Source organism: Sulfurospirillum sp. 1307 (assembly GCF_054408545.1).
Genome location: NZ_CP176011.1, coordinates 1,910,799 through 1,926,829 on the forward strand (window position 1 = coordinate 1,910,799; position 16,031 = coordinate 1,926,829).

At 29.8% G+C, this 16,031-nt stretch carries 20 protein-coding genes; 10 read left to right on the forward strand and 10 right to left on the reverse strand.

Translation table 11 applies throughout. The features are described from left to right. Position 1: 1 nt before the first annotated feature. Genes ACKGJI_RS09705 through ACKGJI_RS09740 form a run of 8 tightly spaced genes read left to right on the forward strand, consistent with a single transcriptional unit; the run spans position 2 to position 7,319 of the window. On the forward strand, positions 2-1,456 hold the full coding sequence (locus ACKGJI_RS09705; protein WP_458700089.1) for a complex I subunit 5 family protein: 1,455 nt from the start codon (positions 2-4) through the stop codon (positions 1,454-1,456). Beyond that, the gene (locus tag ACKGJI_RS09710; RefSeq protein WP_458700090.1) at positions 1,453-3,225 is read left to right on the forward strand and encodes a proton-conducting transporter transmembrane domain-containing protein; all 1,773 of its coding nucleotides are present in this window, start codon (positions 1,453-1,455) and stop codon (positions 3,223-3,225) included. Before ACKGJI_RS09705 ends, ACKGJI_RS09710 begins: the two co-directional genes overlap by 4 nt. Then, positions 3,225-4,118 (forward strand): respiratory chain complex I subunit 1 family protein, encoded by an 894-nt coding sequence (locus ACKGJI_RS09715; RefSeq protein WP_458700091.1) that lies wholly within the window; start codon positions 3,225-3,227, stop codon positions 4,116-4,118. The genes ACKGJI_RS09710 and ACKGJI_RS09715 overlap by 1 nt, the downstream gene beginning before the upstream one ends. Positions 4,119-4,127: 9 nt before the next feature. After that, complete coding sequence (locus ACKGJI_RS09720) at positions 4,128-4,757, forward strand: NADH-quinone oxidoreductase subunit B (protein ID WP_458700092.1); 630 nt, start codon at positions 4,128-4,130, stop codon at positions 4,755-4,757. Continuing rightward, positions 4,754-5,338 (forward strand): NADH-quinone oxidoreductase subunit C, encoded by a 585-nt coding sequence (locus ACKGJI_RS09725; RefSeq protein WP_458700093.1) that lies wholly within the window; start codon positions 4,754-4,756, stop codon positions 5,336-5,338. The genes ACKGJI_RS09720 and ACKGJI_RS09725 overlap by 4 nt, the downstream gene beginning before the upstream one ends. Continuing rightward, entirely contained in the window at positions 5,331-6,443 is a 1,113-nt protein-coding gene (locus ACKGJI_RS09730) for an NADH-quinone oxidoreductase subunit D (protein ID WP_458700094.1), read from the forward strand. The genes ACKGJI_RS09725 and ACKGJI_RS09730 overlap by 8 nt, the downstream gene beginning before the upstream one ends. A 10-nt stretch (positions 6,444-6,453) precedes the next feature. Then, a complete protein-coding gene (locus ACKGJI_RS09735) occupies positions 6,454-6,852 on the forward strand; it encodes a hypothetical protein (RefSeq protein ID WP_458700095.1) in 399 nt (132 codons plus the stop codon). After that, a complete protein-coding gene (locus ACKGJI_RS09740; RefSeq protein WP_458700096.1) occupies positions 6,849-7,319 on the forward strand; it encodes a Na+/H+ antiporter subunit E in 471 nt (156 codons plus the stop codon). The genes ACKGJI_RS09735 and ACKGJI_RS09740 overlap by 4 nt, the downstream gene beginning before the upstream one ends. A 39-nt stretch (positions 7,320-7,358) precedes the next feature. Here the strand turns inward: ACKGJI_RS09740 and ACKGJI_RS09745 are convergent, their stop codons facing one another. The 7 genes from ACKGJI_RS09745 to ACKGJI_RS09775 form a co-directional block, all read right to left on the reverse strand. Beyond that, positions 7,359-8,018: a ferritin family protein gene (locus ACKGJI_RS09745; RefSeq protein ID WP_458700097.1), complete on the reverse strand. Its 660-nt coding sequence runs from the start codon at positions 8,016-8,018 to the stop codon at positions 7,359-7,361. 340 nt (positions 8,019-8,358) lie between these two features. Continuing rightward, the gene (locus ACKGJI_RS09750; RefSeq protein ID WP_458700099.1) at positions 8,359-9,570 is read right to left on the reverse strand and encodes an ArsS family sensor histidine kinase; all 1,212 of its coding nucleotides are present in this window, start codon (positions 9,568-9,570) and stop codon (positions 8,359-8,361) included. Positions 9,571-9,579: 9 nt separating this feature from the next. Continuing rightward, on the reverse strand, positions 9,580-10,254 hold the full coding sequence (locus ACKGJI_RS09755; RefSeq protein WP_458700100.1) for a response regulator transcription factor: 675 nt from the start codon (positions 10,252-10,254) through the stop codon (positions 9,580-9,582). Continuing rightward, positions 10,239-10,622, reverse strand: coding sequence for a Spy/CpxP family protein refolding chaperone (locus ACKGJI_RS09760; RefSeq protein WP_458700101.1), 384 nt, complete (start codon positions 10,620-10,622; stop codon positions 10,239-10,241). The genes ACKGJI_RS09755 and ACKGJI_RS09760 overlap by 16 nt, the downstream gene beginning before the upstream one ends. A gap of 2 nt (positions 10,623-10,624) precedes the next feature. Further along, entirely contained in the window at positions 10,625-11,782 is a 1,158-nt protein-coding gene (locus ACKGJI_RS09765; RefSeq protein WP_458700102.1) for a cytochrome b/b6 domain-containing protein, read from the reverse strand. Continuing rightward, on the reverse strand, positions 11,736-12,230 hold the full coding sequence (locus ACKGJI_RS09770) for a diheme cytochrome c (RefSeq protein ID WP_458700103.1): 495 nt from the start codon (positions 12,228-12,230) through the stop codon (positions 11,736-11,738). Before ACKGJI_RS09770 ends, ACKGJI_RS09765 begins: the two co-directional genes overlap by 47 nt. A gap of 14 nt (positions 12,231-12,244) precedes the next feature. Beyond that, positions 12,245-12,658 carry a DUF1924 domain-containing protein gene (locus ACKGJI_RS09775; RefSeq protein WP_458700104.1) on the reverse strand — a complete coding sequence of 138 codons (414 nt, stop codon included), beginning with the start codon at positions 12,656-12,658 and terminating at the stop codon, positions 12,245-12,247. A gap of 389 nt (positions 12,659-13,047) precedes the next feature. Here ACKGJI_RS09775 and ACKGJI_RS09780 point away from each other — a divergent pair, with 389 nt between their 5' ends. Then, on the forward strand, positions 13,048-13,398 hold the full coding sequence (locus ACKGJI_RS09780; protein ID WP_458700105.1) for a cupin domain-containing protein: 351 nt from the start codon (positions 13,048-13,050) through the stop codon (positions 13,396-13,398). Between the two features lie 67 nt (positions 13,399-13,465). Here the strand turns inward: ACKGJI_RS09780 and ACKGJI_RS09785 are convergent, their stop codons facing one another. Then, positions 13,466-13,717, reverse strand: a complete 252-nt coding sequence (locus tag ACKGJI_RS09785; RefSeq protein ID WP_458700106.1) for a hypothetical protein — start codon at positions 13,715-13,717, stop codon at positions 13,466-13,468. Between the two features lie 147 nt (positions 13,718-13,864). Between ACKGJI_RS09785 and ACKGJI_RS09790 the strand changes: the two genes are divergently transcribed. After that, on the forward strand, positions 13,865-14,749 hold the full coding sequence (locus ACKGJI_RS09790; RefSeq protein ID WP_458700107.1) for an AraC family transcriptional regulator: 885 nt from the start codon (positions 13,865-13,867) through the stop codon (positions 14,747-14,749). Here the strand turns inward: ACKGJI_RS09790 and queC are convergent. Both queC and ACKGJI_RS09800 read right to left on the reverse strand, forming a co-directional pair. Beyond that, the gene (gene queC / locus ACKGJI_RS09795) at positions 14,737-15,420 is read right to left on the reverse strand and encodes a 7-cyano-7-deazaguanine synthase QueC (protein ID WP_458700108.1); all 684 of its coding nucleotides are present in this window, start codon (positions 15,418-15,420) and stop codon (positions 14,737-14,739) included. The genes ACKGJI_RS09790 and queC overlap by 13 nt on opposite strands. Next, positions 15,420-15,998 (reverse strand): 7-carboxy-7-deazaguanine synthase QueE, encoded by a 579-nt coding sequence (locus tag ACKGJI_RS09800; RefSeq protein ID WP_458700109.1) that lies wholly within the window; start codon positions 15,996-15,998, stop codon positions 15,420-15,422. Before ACKGJI_RS09800 ends, queC begins: the two co-directional genes overlap by 1 nt. Between the last annotated feature and the right edge of the window lie 33 nt (positions 15,999-16,031).

The window sequence follows — 16,031 nt, forward strand, 5'->3', positions numbered from 1 at the left end:
TATGAGTTTAGGTTATTATTTTTTACTACCCGTAATTTTTTCATTTCTAGCTCCATTTTTTAAAAAATTTGGAAGTTTTGGTTTAAGAGGAAGCTCAGTATTACTAAATTTTATACTGTTTTTTCAATCTTTTCAATATACAAAAATGACACTACCTCAAATATCACAATTTTCAATCAAACCTCCTTTGGGGATTGCGTTTGTATTGGATAATTTTTCATTACTCTTTTTGCTGATTTTTACATTTAGCGGTCTTGTAGTATCTTTATATATGCTATGGTACTTTAAAGAGAATGATTCAAAAAATGAATTGAGATTTTATGTATTTTTTAACATGCTAATCTCTGGAACAATCGGTATGATTTTGAGTTGCGATATCTTTAATGTATATATCTTTTTTGAGATAGTAGGTATCAGTTCTTACTCACTAGCAGCTTATAATAAAGATAAAAAAGCACTAGAAGCTGGTATAAAATACCTTATAGTTGGCTCAATCGCTTCAATATTTATAGTATTTGCAATTATGTTGATTTATCTTCAAATTGGTACTGTAAATATTGGTTTAATTGCTCAAAAATATGCTGACATTGATCCAAAAGTTGCTATTTTAATCGCACTTATGCTTTTTATTGGTTTTGGTACAAAAGCAGAACTGTTTCCACTTAACTTTTGGGTACCAGATATCTACCAAGGAAGTAGTTCTCACGTTGCAGGTCTTTTTAGCTCAGTCGTATCAAAAGCATATTTATTTGTATTTTTTCACCTATTTTATCTTTTTGGATTAAGCGAAAAATATACACTTCTTGTTATGGTTTTAGGAGCAATTACTTTCTTTGTTTCAGAGTTTACTGCACTTAATCAAAAAGATATAAAAAGACTGTTTGCTTACTCAACTCTAGGACAACTTGGTATCCTGTTTTTAGCATTATCCTCAAATTCAAATGAAGTTATTTCAGGTGCACTTTTTCATCTAACAAGTCATTCACTTGGGAAATTGCTTATATTCTTAGCACTTGGAATTTTGATTAGCAAATTTAAACATACTCAAGTTAGTATATTTGGAGATTTCCAATCTAAATTTTTAACAGTTATTTTTGCAATAGCTTTTCTTTCGATTTTAGGAATTCCTCCATTTAGTGGATTTGTTGGAAAAATTTTAATTTTAAAAGGTTTTGCACTAGTTGGAAACTATACAGCTATCGCTTTTATACTATTAGTTTCTATCGTAGAAGCAGTTTACTTCTTTAGACTAATTGCTATGATGAATAACAAACAAGTTATAAAAGAAGAAGTAAGCATTGGAGCAATAAATTATGTTTTATTAACTCTCCTAGCTGGTCTAATTTTACTTTTTGGACTTATGCCATCGCTTCTTACACATTTTACAGATTTGGCAACAGATGCACTTTTACATCCTGCTAACTATCTAAACTTAGCATTAGGAGTTGGACTATGAATTCAATCTTTTTACTTATAAATTTATTGCCAATACTGTTTTTATATCAGTACAGTGGCCAAATAGATATGAGTTTGGTTTTAACAAATGAGTTTACTCTAAGCCTTAGACAAACTCCTCTTGGTACATTTTTTGCATATTTGTCATTTGTATCTATCTTTTTAGTAACGATAGCTCAAAAAACAAAAAAGCTTACATGTAGCTACTATGTACTTCAGTTCTTACTCTCAATTGCAATGTTTGTAATAGTATTTGCAGGAGATTTTATAACATTGTTTATCGGTTGGGAGATTATGACTTGGAGTAGTTATTTTCTTATATCAAAATCTAAAAATGCTGATACAAAAACGATGCAAAAATATATCTTGTTTTCACTAAGTTCTGCATTTTTTCTAATAGCAGGTATGGTTATATCTTATGCTTATGCCGGCTCATTTGATTTTGAAAAAATCTCAATGACTTTTGAAACTATTCCATTTGCTATTCAAGTAAGCATCCTTGTACTTTTTACACTTAGCTTTTTTATTAAAACAGGTGTTATTGGACTTCACTACTGGGTAGTTGATACTTATGAAAAAGCACCTGATTTATTTAGCTCTATTCTATCAGGTGTTATGTCAAAAATGGGTGTTTTTGGACTATTTTTAATTTATGGTGAAATTGTTGGTTATCACCAATTAAAGACAATGTTTGGAACTTTACTCAATGGAACTTATTTTGGTTATGCTTTAGCACTTATTGGTGTTTTAACATCAATCATAGCAACTTTCAAAGCTATAACTCAAGATGAAATCAAAAGACTATTAGCATACTCTTCAGTTGCTCAATTAGGCTACATAGTAGCTGCAATTGGACTTGGAACAGTATATGGAGTTTCAGGAGCATTGTATTATACTCTACTTCATACAATAATAAAACTTTTACTATTTATCAACGTTGCAGCAATTATTGCTCAAACTGGTAAAACTAGATTTAGTGAATTAGGTGGTTTAATTTATAGAACTCCAGTATCATTTGTAATGCTTCTTATTGGTATCATTGCACTTGCTGGTTTCCCTCCACTTGGTGGATTTGCTTCAAAATTTATGGTTTATAATGCTTTTATAGATACTAAATTTGCAATAATTCTTGTTGGTATTCTTTTTTCAGGTGCTACTTCATTTCTTTATTGTTACAAACTTGTATATGGTATCTATCTTGGACATCCAAACTCACAAGGTTTAGAAACTCAAAAAGAAGTACCTATAAGTTTTCTTATACCTCAAATCATCCTAGCTATTGGGCTTATTGGAATAGGAACATTCCCTGGAGCGTTTGTCTATGTGATCAATCCTATACTAAAACAGTTTTTAATAACACCTTTACATGTAGAAAGTATAAGTATCCTTCCAAGTGCCGTTGGAGATTTTAATGGATTATTTGTAATGAGCGCTTTTGCTATCATATTTGTTCTAATACTATTGCTTGTAGTTAGTTTAAGATCAAAAATGGTAAAAAATGTAGATAGATTTGATATAAGCTACTGTGGCGAAACACCAAATAAAAAAACTCCTCTTCACTATGGATATAGTATGGGAACAGAAATTCATAGAATTGCTGTTGTAGGTGCAGTTCTAAGAAGAAGTTCATCACATTTTTATGAGTTTTTAGCAACTCAAACAAAAAGAACTGCTGAACTGTTTAGTAGGCTATATTATGGCAATATTCACAATACTGCTATAATCATCTTACTATTCTTTAGTGCTCTATTTTTTATAGGAGTTAGATAATGATATTACAACTTATTTTACTTATTATGTTAGCTTACGCAGTTGGTTTTATATATTATGGATTATATAGAAACATAACTGCTAGAATTCAAGGAAGATATGGTCCGACTGTATATCAAACTTTTTATGATAGTATAAAACTGTTTGGAAAAGAAACTAGTGTAAGTTATGGTTGGATGTTTTATCTTGGACCAATCATCATGGCAACTGGTGCAGTTTTAACTCTTACTATGGTACCACTTTTTAGTGATGGTGAATTTTTAAGAGGAATTACTTCACAAACAAACCTTTTTGTACTGCTTTATATGATGGTTTTAGGTCCATTGGGTAACGCTCTTGCTGTTGGAACAGGAGGAAATCCTTTTGGTGTTATGGGTGTTACAAGAGGTCTTACTAGACTGATGGGTTTAGAATTGCCTTTTTATATTGCAATTGTTGCTTTGATTATAGCAAATGGTAGCAGTGATATTGTGGAAATTATGCATAATCAAGCAGTAAATGGATGGAATGCTATAAATCATCCTTTTCTTTTTATAGCAGCAATGATATCAATGATAGGTTTTATGGGAGCATCTCCTTTTGATATACCAGGAGCTCCTCAAGAGGTTTATTCAGGACCTGCAACAGAGTTTAGTGGAAAGTTTTTAGCACTTTTAATGTCACAAAACTCTATATTCTCTTTTGCAAAATTAGTTCTTATTGTTGATCTATTTATGGGTGGAGCTGATAATCTTGTGATGTTAGTTCTTAAAACTTTTGCTATATTTATAACACTTATTTTCATAGGTGTTGTTTATGGAAGATATAAAGTAGATCAAGCAGTTGATTTTTTAATGAAATTACCAACACTAATCGGAATTATTGGATTAGTAAGAGTAATCTGGTTTGGATAGGAGAAAATAATGAAAGCTGGATTTCACGGAGATAAGATAAAAGATGAAGCAATTCAATGTACTATGGAAAATAAAGGTGGACACTCACTCATTGAAGATGCAGTAAAGTGGTTTAGAAGCAAAAGTATTTTCGTAGTAGCATATGGAACAGGTTGTGGCGCAATAGAAATGCCTCCTACTTTTACAAGTAGATACGATGCTGAGAGAATGGGTGTTACTGGAGTTGCAACTCCTAGACAAGCAGATGTAATTATATTATCTGGATATCTTGCATTTAAAACTTTAAGAAGAGTAATTAGGACTTATGAACAAATGCAAAAACCAAGATATGTAATGACTCTTGGAAGCTGTCCAATCAATGGAGGAATGTACTGGGACTCTTATAACACAATTAAAAAACTTGATGATTTTATTCCAGTAGATGTATATGTAAATGGTTGTATGCCAAGGCCTGAATCTGTTATTGAAGGGTTTATGCTTCTTCAAGAAAGAATTAAAAATGGAGAAGAAGCAGGCTGGCAAAAATATGATAGAGATTTGGAATTTTATAAAGAAAATCAAAGAAGAGCATTGGGTGGTCACATAGAACCAGCATACGAAACTAACTGGTATAACATAAGTGGTGGAGGAATTGCATGATTGAAAAACTAAAAAATGCATCTATTGATGTAGAAGATAAAGGCAATCATCTTTATAAAGTAATTGTTGATATAAAAGATTTAGAATCATCACTTCTAAGATTTTTAAATGAGTTTGAATACATCACACTTGATTCAATAAATTATAGAGATGATATAGAAGATGGAAAATTTTGTATAACATACTGTTTGCAAACACAAAAAAGAGACCATATACTAATGGTTCAAACTTTTATAGACAGAGACAATGCAACTCTTCCTACTATGCACAAAATTTGGCCACAAGCTGAAATAATGGAAAGAGAAATGCATGAAATGTTAGGCGTTGATTTTCCTGGTCATCCTTCACTTATAGATTTTGTTTTAGAATATTGGGACGATATACCTCCAATGAGAAGAGATTTTGATACACTAGAGTATGTAGAAAGAACAGCTCCTTTTAGAAAAAATCAAAGAGATGATAATCTAGATGTAAAAGCTGAAGCAAAAAGAATAAGAGAAGAAAAGAAGGCAGCTAAATTAAAAGCTGAAGCAGAAGCTGCTGCTTTAAATGAGAGCAAAGAGGATTCTAACAATGAGTGATGCTAAAAAAACAGTTAAAATATTTCACGGGCCACAACATCCTGGAATTACAGGAAATATGAGTGTAGAACTTGATTTGATTGGCGAAACTATACAAAGAGCCCAAACTCATGTAGGTTATCTTCACAGAGGTTTTGAAAAATTAGTAGAAAGAAGAACTGTTGTTCAAGGTTTTACTATCGTTTGTAGGATTTGTGTACCTGAGCCTGATCCAAATGAAGAAAATTATGCAAGAGCAGTAGAAACCCTAGCTGGACTTGAGATAAGTGAAAAAGCAAAATACATAAGAACAATGGTTTTAGAGATGAGCAGACTTGCAGCTCAATTTTTATGGATGGGTGGACAAGCAGGTTCAATTGGACTTGGACTAATTCCTCAATGGTCAGTTTGTGATAGAGATTATATGCTAGATCTTTATGAAGAATTAACTGGTGGTAGAGTTTATCACATGTATGCTTTTCCTGGTGGTGTAAGAAGAGATTTACCTGAAGGCTTTTTAGATAGATTATCTAAACTTTTAGACTATTATGAAGAAAGATTAAAAGTATATGACAATACATTTTTTGATAATACAACTTTTAAATCAAGAGCTATTGGTGTTGGGGTTGTAAATAAAGAAGAAGCTCTTAAAAATGGCTATGTTGGTCAAACTCTAAGAGCTTGTGGCATAAAAAGAGATGTAAGAAAAGATATGCCTTATCTAATATATGATAAACTAGAATTTGATGTTCCCACCAGAGAAGAAGGCGATGTTTATGCTAGAGCAATGGTTAGAAGAGAAGAAATGGATCAATCTATTAGAATATTAAGGCAAATTATAGAGCAAATGCCAAGTGAAGGTGAAATCCTTCAAAAAATACCAAAACATAGAAAATTTAAACTACCAGCTAATGATGTATATGTACAAACTGAAAGTGCAAGAGGTGCATATAGCTTTTATATGGCTGGAGATGGAAGTGAAAAAATTAGAAGAATGCAAGTAAGAGGTCCTTCGTTGGTTCATGCTTATACATTGTTAGAGAAGCTACTTGTTGGAGCGGAACTTGCAGATGTTGCACTGATAATGAACTCTTTGGGTATTTGCCCTCCAGAAATAGAAAGATAAGGAGAAAGATATGGCAGTAGATGTAAAAGGTGTTTTGTCACCGCTAAGTGCAGTTGGAACTTTGTTCAAACATCCAAAAACAATAACTTATCCAGAGGTAAAAAGGGAGTTCCCAAAAGGTTATAGAGGCTTTCATATAAACGATTTAGAAACTTGCATTGGTTGTGCAAATTGTCAAGATGTATGTATGAACGAAGCTATTGATATGGTAAGAGCTGATGGCGAAATTAACCCTAAAAATAACAGCGGTTGTATCCCAAGAATTGATTATGGAAGATGCTGTTGGTGTTCTTTGTGTACTGATGTTTGTCCTCCAAGCTCTTTAAAACTAGATAGAGATTGTATACATGCTGATAGAAGTGGAGATAATTTTCTTTTTATGCCTGTAAATAAAAAGGACATATCATGAGATTAGTTTTTTGGACACTATTTTTATTTTTAGTTTGGATTGGATTAACTCTTAGCTTTTCAAATCAAGAATTAGTTACTGGATTTGTGGTTTCTTTTACAATTGCTTATCTTTATGTAACCAACTATAAAAGCACAGATGAATTTAGATTTAGACCAATTATTTATATACAGTACCTAATAGTATTTATTAAAAATCTTATTTTATCAAACATAGATGTTGCAAAAAGAGTTATTGATCCAAAATTACCAATAAACCCAGGAATTGTAGAGATAAAAACAAATCTACAAGAAGATTATAAAAAATTAATTTTGGCAAATAGCATAACATTAACTCCAGGAACAATTACTCTTGATGTAAGAGAAAATAGTATGTTTATTCACTGGATTGATGTTGTAACAACAGATATAGCCAAAGCTTCAGAAGAAATTGCAGGTGACTTTGAAAAAGTTTTAATTAAACTCTAAAGATAAGGAGATTTTCTCCTTATCTTATTATATTTGATATTATTTAAAGTCGTAATATCTTGAAAAATACTCTTGTGAGTGCTTACAAACAGGACATGCTTTAGGTGCTTTTTTACCATAGTGGATATGACCACAAACTTCACAAATCCAAGCCTCATCACCATTTTCACTAACAAATACTTCTCCATCTTCCAATCTTTTTAGAAGTGCTTTGTACATTTCTTCATGTTCTACTTCAATTTTTCCAATATTTTTAAATAAAGTAGCTGCATCCTTGTAACCTTCTGCTTTTGCTATTGCTTCAAAGTCTGGATACATTGTAGTGTTTTCATAACTCTCACCTTCAATCGCCATTTGAAGATTTTCTTTAGTAGTTCCAAAACCATTTTCTAAATTATTTACTATTTTATTATATAGAGCTAATTCCATTTTTGCGTGTTGCTTTTCATTTGTTGCTGCTCTTTGAAAATGTTCTGCAATGTCTCTTAATCCCTCTTTTTGCGCTACTTTTGCAAAATACTCATACTTATTTCTTGCTTGAGATTCTCCTGCAAATGCTTTCATCAAATTCACAGCTGTTAAATTTTCAGTGATGCATTCCATCTCTACTCCACAGCATACTAGTGTTCCACCACCTACATTTTGAACCTCTACAACATTGCCACATTTTGGGCACTTATAACTCTCATATTGACGCATATTAGCTCCTTTTGTTTTATTAACTAACCTTGAACTATTACATAAGGTCAGTTATTATTAGTTTAATAATTATAAGTAAAGTATAACACTTCCTAGTTAATGCGAGGTTAATTACTTATAAACCATAAGTAAAATTATAACCAATTAATAATTATTTGTCAATAGGAATTTTTATTAATTAGAAAATAGATAAAAAAATAGCGCCTGAAGCGGGCATCTCAGACGCTATTTTAAGTTCTATCTACAAAAAGGAGGTTTTTGTCTTGGTAATGAAAGTATATAACTTTGTCTTAAACACTATTTTAACTATTTATTAATAATTTGTAAATAAGTAAAATATTTAAACTAAAATCGAAAAAATATTATAACCTTCTTCATATCTGTATTTTAATTTAAATCCATGATAATCTAAAATTCTTTTAACGAGGTTTAATCCTAGTCCATGTCCTTTAATATTTCTTGATTTATCTTCTTGTGTAAATATCTCTAGATAGTAACTTAACTCTTTTTGTAATGCTTCTCCTTGATTTTTTACTTCTATACAATTTTTTTCTATAACTATCTTTACTTTGCCATTAGTTTTGTATTTCATAGCATTGTCTATCAAATTCTTTATAGCAATTGATAAATAATTTAAATCTGCATAACATGTAAATACTTCAATAATCTCAACATCTATATCTTTTTCATCATCAATCAACATTTTAGATAGTGCTTCAAAAAGTATTGTATCAATGCTATATACTTGTATGTTTAAACTAAAATGTTTAGAATTAAATTTTTCTATATCTAAAAGTTCATTTGTTAAAAGATCAATTTGACTAATTGATTTTTTTAGTATTTTTTTATACTTACTTTCCCCAATCAACTCTAATGATAATATAGCCTTTGAAATCGGCGTTTTTAGTTCATGGCTTATATCATGAAGTAATTGTGTTCTAGATGTGATTAAAGTTTCTAAATTTTCTGCCATTTTGTTAAACTGCTCAGTAACTTTTGATATCTCATCTTCACTATTACTTTTATGTAACCTAAAAGAGTAATCTCCTGAGCCAAATTTATCCATAGCTAATGCAATATTTTTTAGGGGTATCAGCATTTTAATCACAAAAGCAAAAATAACAACAAGAAGCAAAATATCAGCAATAATTAAATAGTTAAGTAAAGCTTTTTTCTTTAATTCTTCATTTTGTGAGGTATCGTAAAATACAAATTCATCATCAAAATATTTCATATATAAAAAATAAACATTATCTTTTTCATATATTATGATTTTTCCAAAAGAAATATCTTTTTCATATACTTTTCTTTTGTTTCTAAAATCATTTGTTAATTTAATCTCATCATAGTAAAACTCTTTTGCTCTTTTTTTTAAACCAGTAATATCACCATTTACGAGATAATCAAAAAGTTCCCTTGAAGCTTGAATATATTTTTCTTTATGGATAAACTCAATTTTTTCATCTGTCAATTTTGCAGTAGTATTGGAAAGATAAAGCATTAAAACTATGCTTATTAAAAAAAGAGTGCTTACTTTAGTAAAAATTGACATACTATTTTGTCATCCTATAAACTTGTATCCAGTTCCCCAAACAGATTTGATATATTTTGCAGATTTTGGATCATCAAATATTTTATTTCTTATATTGCTTATATGCATATCTATTGCTCTGTCTTTTAAATTGGAATTATTGCCTAAATACATTGCAATTGCTTCTCTTGATAAAATTTTACCTTTATTTTGTAATAAAAATGAAAATATTTTGTACTCTATATTTGTCAATTCTAAAACATGACCATCTTGTTTGATTTGCATCGCACTTTCGTTTATCTCAAACTCACCTATTTTTTTGACACTTATACTATTGTTTGCTCTTCTAAGAACCGCATTTATCCTCATAATTAGCTCTTTAGGTTCATAAGGTTTAGCAAGATAATCATCAGCCCCATACTCATAAGCTAAGGCTTTATCTCCCAAGTTACCTCTGGCACTTGAGATTATGATTGGTATATCACTTGTTTGTCTGATTTTTTTACAAACATCAAAACCATCTATTTGAGGCAACATCAAATCTAATACAATCAAATCATATGAATTACCTTTCATATGCTCTAGTGCTTCTAATGGTTTATCAAATACTTTTACATTAAACTCATAATTTTCTAAATAATCTTTTAAAAGCTCTTGTATATCCAAATCATCTTCAATCAACAATATATTCACTCTATTTCCCATTCTTCAATATACTTTTCAAATTTCTCTTTTTGATGTTGAGTTAATAACTTGTGTGTTTTTCTTAAAAATTTTATTTCTATTTTCGTAGCATACTCATTAATTTTATTATTTATATCTTTTATTTTTTCTTCGTCTAAAATATCTTTTAAAAAAAGCTTTTCTTTTTGATCTATCAATTTGTATTTTAATTTTCTAAAATCTTTTATATCATTTCGATACTCTTTTAGTATTAATTCCATCTCTTTTTTTTGTGTATCTGAAAGTTTTAAATAACTAAGATCTTTTCTATAATGATACTCAGACCTACCATCATAATCAGCAAAAACAAAAGTTGAGAAAAATATAAAAAATAGAAATAAAATTTTCATTTTTAACCTTTAATTTCTGGTATCTTTATCAAATCATGCTCTATCAATCCATTTTGTATATCTTGATGACAAGCTTTACAATTTGCTTTACTTTTTACTTGCTTACTTTCAAAAACTGATTTTTCTATATCTTCGTGTTTTTTAATCCAATAAGGTGTTTTTCTTATAGCTATTGTACTATTATTATCTTTTAAACTTTTTAATATCTTTAAAGAACTTTTGTGAGTTGAATTCTCAGCACTATTTTTTATGAGAAATGCCAATATAGATTGATTCGTTGTCTCATCCAAACTAGCATCATCCCCAAAGTGATTGTCTAAATTTTTCATCATAAGAGTCCAAGAAGATTTAGGAAGTAAATAAGGAGGATAAGTTATATGGCAACTACCACATTCATCTGCAAAATCTTTATGTAAAACAGCATAATCCTGCTTTACATAAGAGCTTGCTATAAAAATATTATCTTTTGTAAAGATAAGATAATACAAAATAAATAAGGAAGCTAAAATCCAAATAATTCCAAATATTTTTTGAGCTATATTTACCCTGATATCAACTTTAGTAGTTAAACTTTTATATCCCTTTATCATTGAATCAATTGCATCGCTTTTTTTAATGAACTTATCTATTAAACTACCTGCAACATGAACGATAATAACTCCTAAAAATAGATTTGCAAAAAGGCTGTGAATATCTTTAAAAATTTCCATATCTTTATATGCTAATTTATGCAAAAAAGATAAAATTCCACGATTTTCTTCTATACCATATGCCAACACACCTGTTACAATAGTTAAAAAAGCAAGAATTATCATCGCTACAATTGCATAACTTGAAGCAGGATTGTGACCTGCATACTCTTTTGTTTTAACAAATACTGAAGATAGGTAACTTTTTAAATCTTCGATATTAAAATTAAAATCTTTAAATTTAGAATATTTAGGTCCAATAAAACCCCAAATTATTCTAAATAAAAAAACTACCCCCAAAGACAAACCAAAAGCTACATGTAAGCCTAAAAACCTATCAAAATCAGATAGTATATAAGATAGTGAGAAAAACACTATCAACAAAATATGTGAAATCCTATTGGCTAGTGGCCAAATATAACTTTTAGTCATCAACTCTTCCATAGTTTGGGACATTGATGTATCTTTCACTATAAACTCCTTTATCGGCTGTTTTATGACAAGCTGTACAATTAGAAATACTTTTTACCTCTTTTTGATCTATCATTCTTCTACTCAACTCACGGTGCTTTCGTTCAAAATATGCTACTTTGGTTATCCTCATAGGTGTTTCATTTTTTGATATAGAATTAGTTATTTTCCTACTTCTTTTATAATTCATAGCATGATCACTAGAGTTTTTAACCAAATACTGAGTTAATGTTTCTACATCTTTTTTATCCAAACTAGCATCAGTTTTAAAATGATTTTGCAAATTTCCCATAATTTTAACCCAAGAACGAGCTGGAAGTAACCCTGGCTGATAAGCAAAATGACAACTTGCACATTCATTTTTATATAGCTCATTATCCACTGGTTTAACACCACTTGCAAACGACATACTCACAATGAGCACAAATAAACATATAACTCTTTTCATAACATACCCCTTTTTTAGTTTGAATTTATATAATAAAGAACATCACCTTTTTGAAGTGCAGTTCCCTCTTTGTTGTATACATCATTAAAATTTCTTCTTAACCATTTTTTTACATTTTTAACTTTACTTAATCTCTTTGGATTTTGTGTTGGAGAGAGTGGATCTAAAACTTTATTTGTGTGTACATTTTTACCACTGTTTTTTAGATTTACCGTGTGACAACTTGTACAAGATATGCTCTCACCTCTTTTCCCTATATGACTCGTTGTAAATATCTTCTCGCCTCTTTTTGCACTAAAATCTACAAAATTTGGATTACTCTTTTTAGCTTCTACTTTTAAACCATCTACATAATCTTGCATTTGTGGATTAAAAGACGATGCAAATACAGATAATGGTACAAGTAAAAATAAAATTCTCTTTTTCATAACTTCTCCTCGCTCTTTTTTATTAACTGACCTTACGCACTAATGACACCCTGAGTGGCTTTTGTAGCATTTGAGTACAAGGCACATCAAAGAAGCATAGCCTTAGCTATGTTGATGAGATGTAACGCCGTAATCAAGTGCTACAAAAGTCATCCGTAGGACAAAAGAGTAAGCATTCTACTGCTTCGTTACAAAATTTCCACCGTAGCTACGGCTACGCCGAAAACTTTGTGCCTCACATTAAAACGCTTACTCTTTTGCTCAGGATGTCATTAGTGCGTAATGTCAGTTATTAATAAAATTGTATTCTTACTTTGTAAATTCCAACAATATAATTCTTTACAATTTCTTGACAATTTATGATAAAATAACCAAAAAAAAGGATTTACATGTACTGTAAAAATAGTGAAGATTTTCCAAAAAATGATATACCAAAAACACAAAAAGCAAAAATAGCTGTTTTAACACCAAAAGAAGATCCAGATTTTATTATGAGAAAAATCAAAATAGAAGCTGGTGGAAGTATGCCAAACCATACCAATGAGATACAACATCAACAATATGTATTAAGTGGTGAAGCAAAAGTAGTAGTAGGTGGAAAAGAGTATCATACAAAAGCTGGAGATTTTTTATATATACCAGCTGGTGTTACTCACTACTATGAAGCTTGTTATGGAAGTGATTACGAGTTTTTATGTACGATAAATACTAAAGAAGATACTATAAAAATGTTAGATTAAAAAAATTACTATATAAAAGTTCACACCTTAGGGAAATGTGAACTTTTTATCGTGTTTATCATTTTCTTTATAAAGAGAAAATTGCCTTAGAATTGATTGCATTTCTTATCATATTTGTTTGAATTTGCTTGATAGAATTTACTATATCTTTAAGAAATGCTTTTTTGTCTTCTATGTTATTCATACATAGACAAATATATTTTGCTGTTCCACTTAATTTTTCACATGAATACTTTTTGCTAATCATACTTCCGTATGGCTCATAAATTGTAACTTTATCTCCATCTACGTCCATTGGTAAAAATGTATAATCTTTCATTGCTTTTCCTTTTAAGCTAAATTGTAAGAGAATTCTATCAAATACTGATTTTTAATTCTTCACTATTATTATCTAATTTATTATCTATTTTTAATTATTTTTATATATTTTTTTAGTATAATTACTTACATTAAATAAGGAATTTATATGCATAAAAAATCAACTAAAAATAAGCATGTCCAAATTGTAAATGATGCGATGTACTATATATACCAGCATATAGATACAGATATAAACCTAGATGAACTAGCCATGAGTTTTAACATAAGTAAAGTTCATTTTCACAAAATCTTCAAAGAGCAAATGGGTAAAAATATATACGAAACTATAAAATCTATTAGACTTCACAAAGCTTCAAACCTACTTCTAACAAACAGGTCTTCTACAATAACCCAAATTGCAAATATGTGTGGTTATTCATCTCAAACATCTTTTATAAGAGCTTTTAAAGAAAGATTTCATCAAACTCCCAAAGAATGGAAGCAAGGTGGCTTTAAAGAGTATTCAAAAAATATACTTGATGCCTGTACAAATCCATTTACAAAAGATTTATCTGTACAAAATCTTGAAGCAAAAATTGTTACTTACAAATTTAAAACACTTTACTACATAAGACAATATGGATATCAAAGAGAAAAACTCTTCAAAACATGGCAAAAACTTCAAGCATGGATATATACAAATAAAATAAAAAAATATGAACTAATTGCCCTATATCACGACAACCCTGTAGTAACGCCTCTAAATGAGAGTTTTTATGTAGCTTCAGTTATGCCAACAGAGAAATATAATCTATCAAATACAAATCTACCTCATTTTAAATTAAAAGAGATATTATGCGCAAAGTTTGATATAAAAGGAATCCATGGAGATATTTTAAAATTTATCCAATGGGTATATCACGAGTGGTTACCAAAAAGTGGATTTGAAACAACTACAAATCCAGCTTTTACAGTTTTTAAAGAAAATCACTATCTAAATGATACAGGTAGGTTTGAGGCTTCTTTTTACTTACCAATTCAGCTTAGCTGATTTTTATAATCTTCCCAACCTTTAGCTCTTAAGATACAAGCTGGGCATTCGCCACATCCATAACCCCAGCTATTTTTTGTATTGTGATCGCCATTGTAACAAGTATGAGACTCATCTACAACAATATCTAAAACACCCTCTTCTTCACTCATTTTAAAGGTTTCACCTTTTGTTAGATAAATAAGAGGATAATGAAATTTAATATTTGATTCACTTCCTAAATTCAAAGCAACTTCTAGAGCTTCTATAAAATTCACTCTACAATCAGGATAGCCTGAATAATCTGTTTGATTTATCCCTACTATTATATTTTCAATCCCTTGTTTTTGAGCATAAGCATGAGCTAATGTAAAAAATATAGCATTACGATTTGGAACAAATGAAGCAGGAAGATTTGGCTTAGTTCTATGAGCACTACTTATGTCTAAACTACTATCAATCAAAGCAGAATCATTAAGTTGAGAAAAAGCATCAAATTTCAAAACAAAATTCTCAACACCTAAAGCTTTTGCAATCTTTTTTGCTTGATAAATCTCAATCCTGTGTTTTTGCCCATAATCAAATGTGAGTGTTTCAACTCTTTCAAATCTATTTTTTGCCCAACCAAGACAAGTTGTACTATCTTGACCACCACTAAATACTACTAAGGCAGAACCTTTTTTAACTTCCACTAATCAACTCCTAAAAATTTATGTAATTGCACACTAAGTTTGAAGTGAGGATATTTTTTAACTAAATCAATACAAAAATCTGTATTTTCCTCATTGATTTTATCACTAAAATTTTGAGCTTGTATATAAATTGGTTTTTTAGTTTTTAAATTTATGATTTTTTCAATATCATCATCTTTACTGACTACAAACTTATACTCACTAAATCCCTCTACATGTAAAAAGTTCCAATCTTTTGGTGAGTATGTTATCCAATCGGCATTTTTTATATTTTCAAGCCTATATCCATTACTCTCAACTGCTACATAAAAACCCTTTACATGTAAAACGTCAATAAAGCCATTTATGTCATTGATACTTGGCTCACCTCCGGTTATTACTACTTGTTTTGAAGGGTAACTTTTAATTTTACTTATAACTTCATCATATGAAAAACTTTCGTAACTTCCCTTGTGCAAAGGCTCATCACACCAACTACAATCAAGATTGCAACCATGAAGTCTTACAAAAATCGATGGAGTTCCACAAAAGAAACCTTCACCTTGAATTGAATAAAATATCTCTACTATTTTTAACATTAAACCTTCTATATAAATCTTTTTTGTATAATA

Bases quoted from the DNA above. Each gene is read 5' to 3' on its own strand.
- ACKGJI_RS09705 (WP_458700089.1), top strand. From the start codon at position 2: ATGAGTTTAGGTTATTATTTTTTACTACCCGTAATTTTTTCATTTCTA.
- ACKGJI_RS09710 (WP_458700090.1), top strand. From the start codon at position 1,453: ATGAATTCAATCTTTTTACTTATAAATTTATTGCCAATACTGTTTTTA.
- ACKGJI_RS09715 (WP_458700091.1), top strand. From the start codon at position 3,225: ATGATATTACAACTTATTTTACTTATTATGTTAGCTTACGCAGTTGGT.
- ACKGJI_RS09720 (WP_458700092.1), top strand. From the start codon at position 4,128: ATGAAAGCTGGATTTCACGGAGATAAGATAAAAGATGAAGCAATTCAA.
- ACKGJI_RS09725 (WP_458700093.1), top strand. From the start codon at position 4,754: ATGATTGAAAAACTAAAAAATGCATCTATTGATGTAGAAGATAAAGGC.
- ACKGJI_RS09730 (WP_458700094.1), top strand. From the start codon at position 5,331: ATGAGTGATGCTAAAAAAACAGTTAAAATATTTCACGGGCCACAACAT.
- ACKGJI_RS09735 (WP_458700095.1), top strand. From the start codon at position 6,454: ATGGCAGTAGATGTAAAAGGTGTTTTGTCACCGCTAAGTGCAGTTGGA.
- ACKGJI_RS09740 (WP_458700096.1), top strand. From the start codon at position 6,849: ATGAGATTAGTTTTTTGGACACTATTTTTATTTTTAGTTTGGATTGGA.
- ACKGJI_RS09745 (WP_458700097.1), bottom strand. From the start codon at position 8,018: ATGCGTCAATATGAGAGTTATAAGTGCCCAAAATGTGGCAATGTTGTA.
- ACKGJI_RS09750 (WP_458700099.1), bottom strand. From the start codon at position 9,570: ATGTCAATTTTTACTAAAGTAAGCACTCTTTTTTTAATAAGCATAGTT.
- ACKGJI_RS09755 (WP_458700100.1), bottom strand. From the start codon at position 10,254: ATGGGAAATAGAGTGAATATATTGTTGATTGAAGATGATTTGGATATA.
- ACKGJI_RS09760 (WP_458700101.1), bottom strand. From the start codon at position 10,622: ATGAAAATTTTATTTCTATTTTTTATATTTTTCTCAACTTTTGTTTTT.
- ACKGJI_RS09770 (WP_458700103.1), bottom strand. From the start codon at position 12,230: ATGAAAAGAGTTATATGTTTATTTGTGCTCATTGTGAGTATGTCGTTT.
- ACKGJI_RS09775 (WP_458700104.1), bottom strand. From the start codon at position 12,658: ATGAAAAAGAGAATTTTATTTTTACTTGTACCATTATCTGTATTTGCA.
- ACKGJI_RS09780 (WP_458700105.1), top strand. From the start codon at position 13,048: ATGTACTGTAAAAATAGTGAAGATTTTCCAAAAAATGATATACCAAAA.
- ACKGJI_RS09785 (WP_458700106.1), bottom strand. From the start codon at position 13,717: ATGAAAGATTATACATTTTTACCAATGGACGTAGATGGAGATAAAGTT.
- ACKGJI_RS09790 (WP_458700107.1), top strand. From the start codon at position 13,865: ATGCATAAAAAATCAACTAAAAATAAGCATGTCCAAATTGTAAATGAT.
- ACKGJI_RS09800 (WP_458700109.1), bottom strand. From the start codon at position 15,998: ATGTTAAAAATAGTAGAGATATTTTATTCAATTCAAGGTGAAGGTTTC.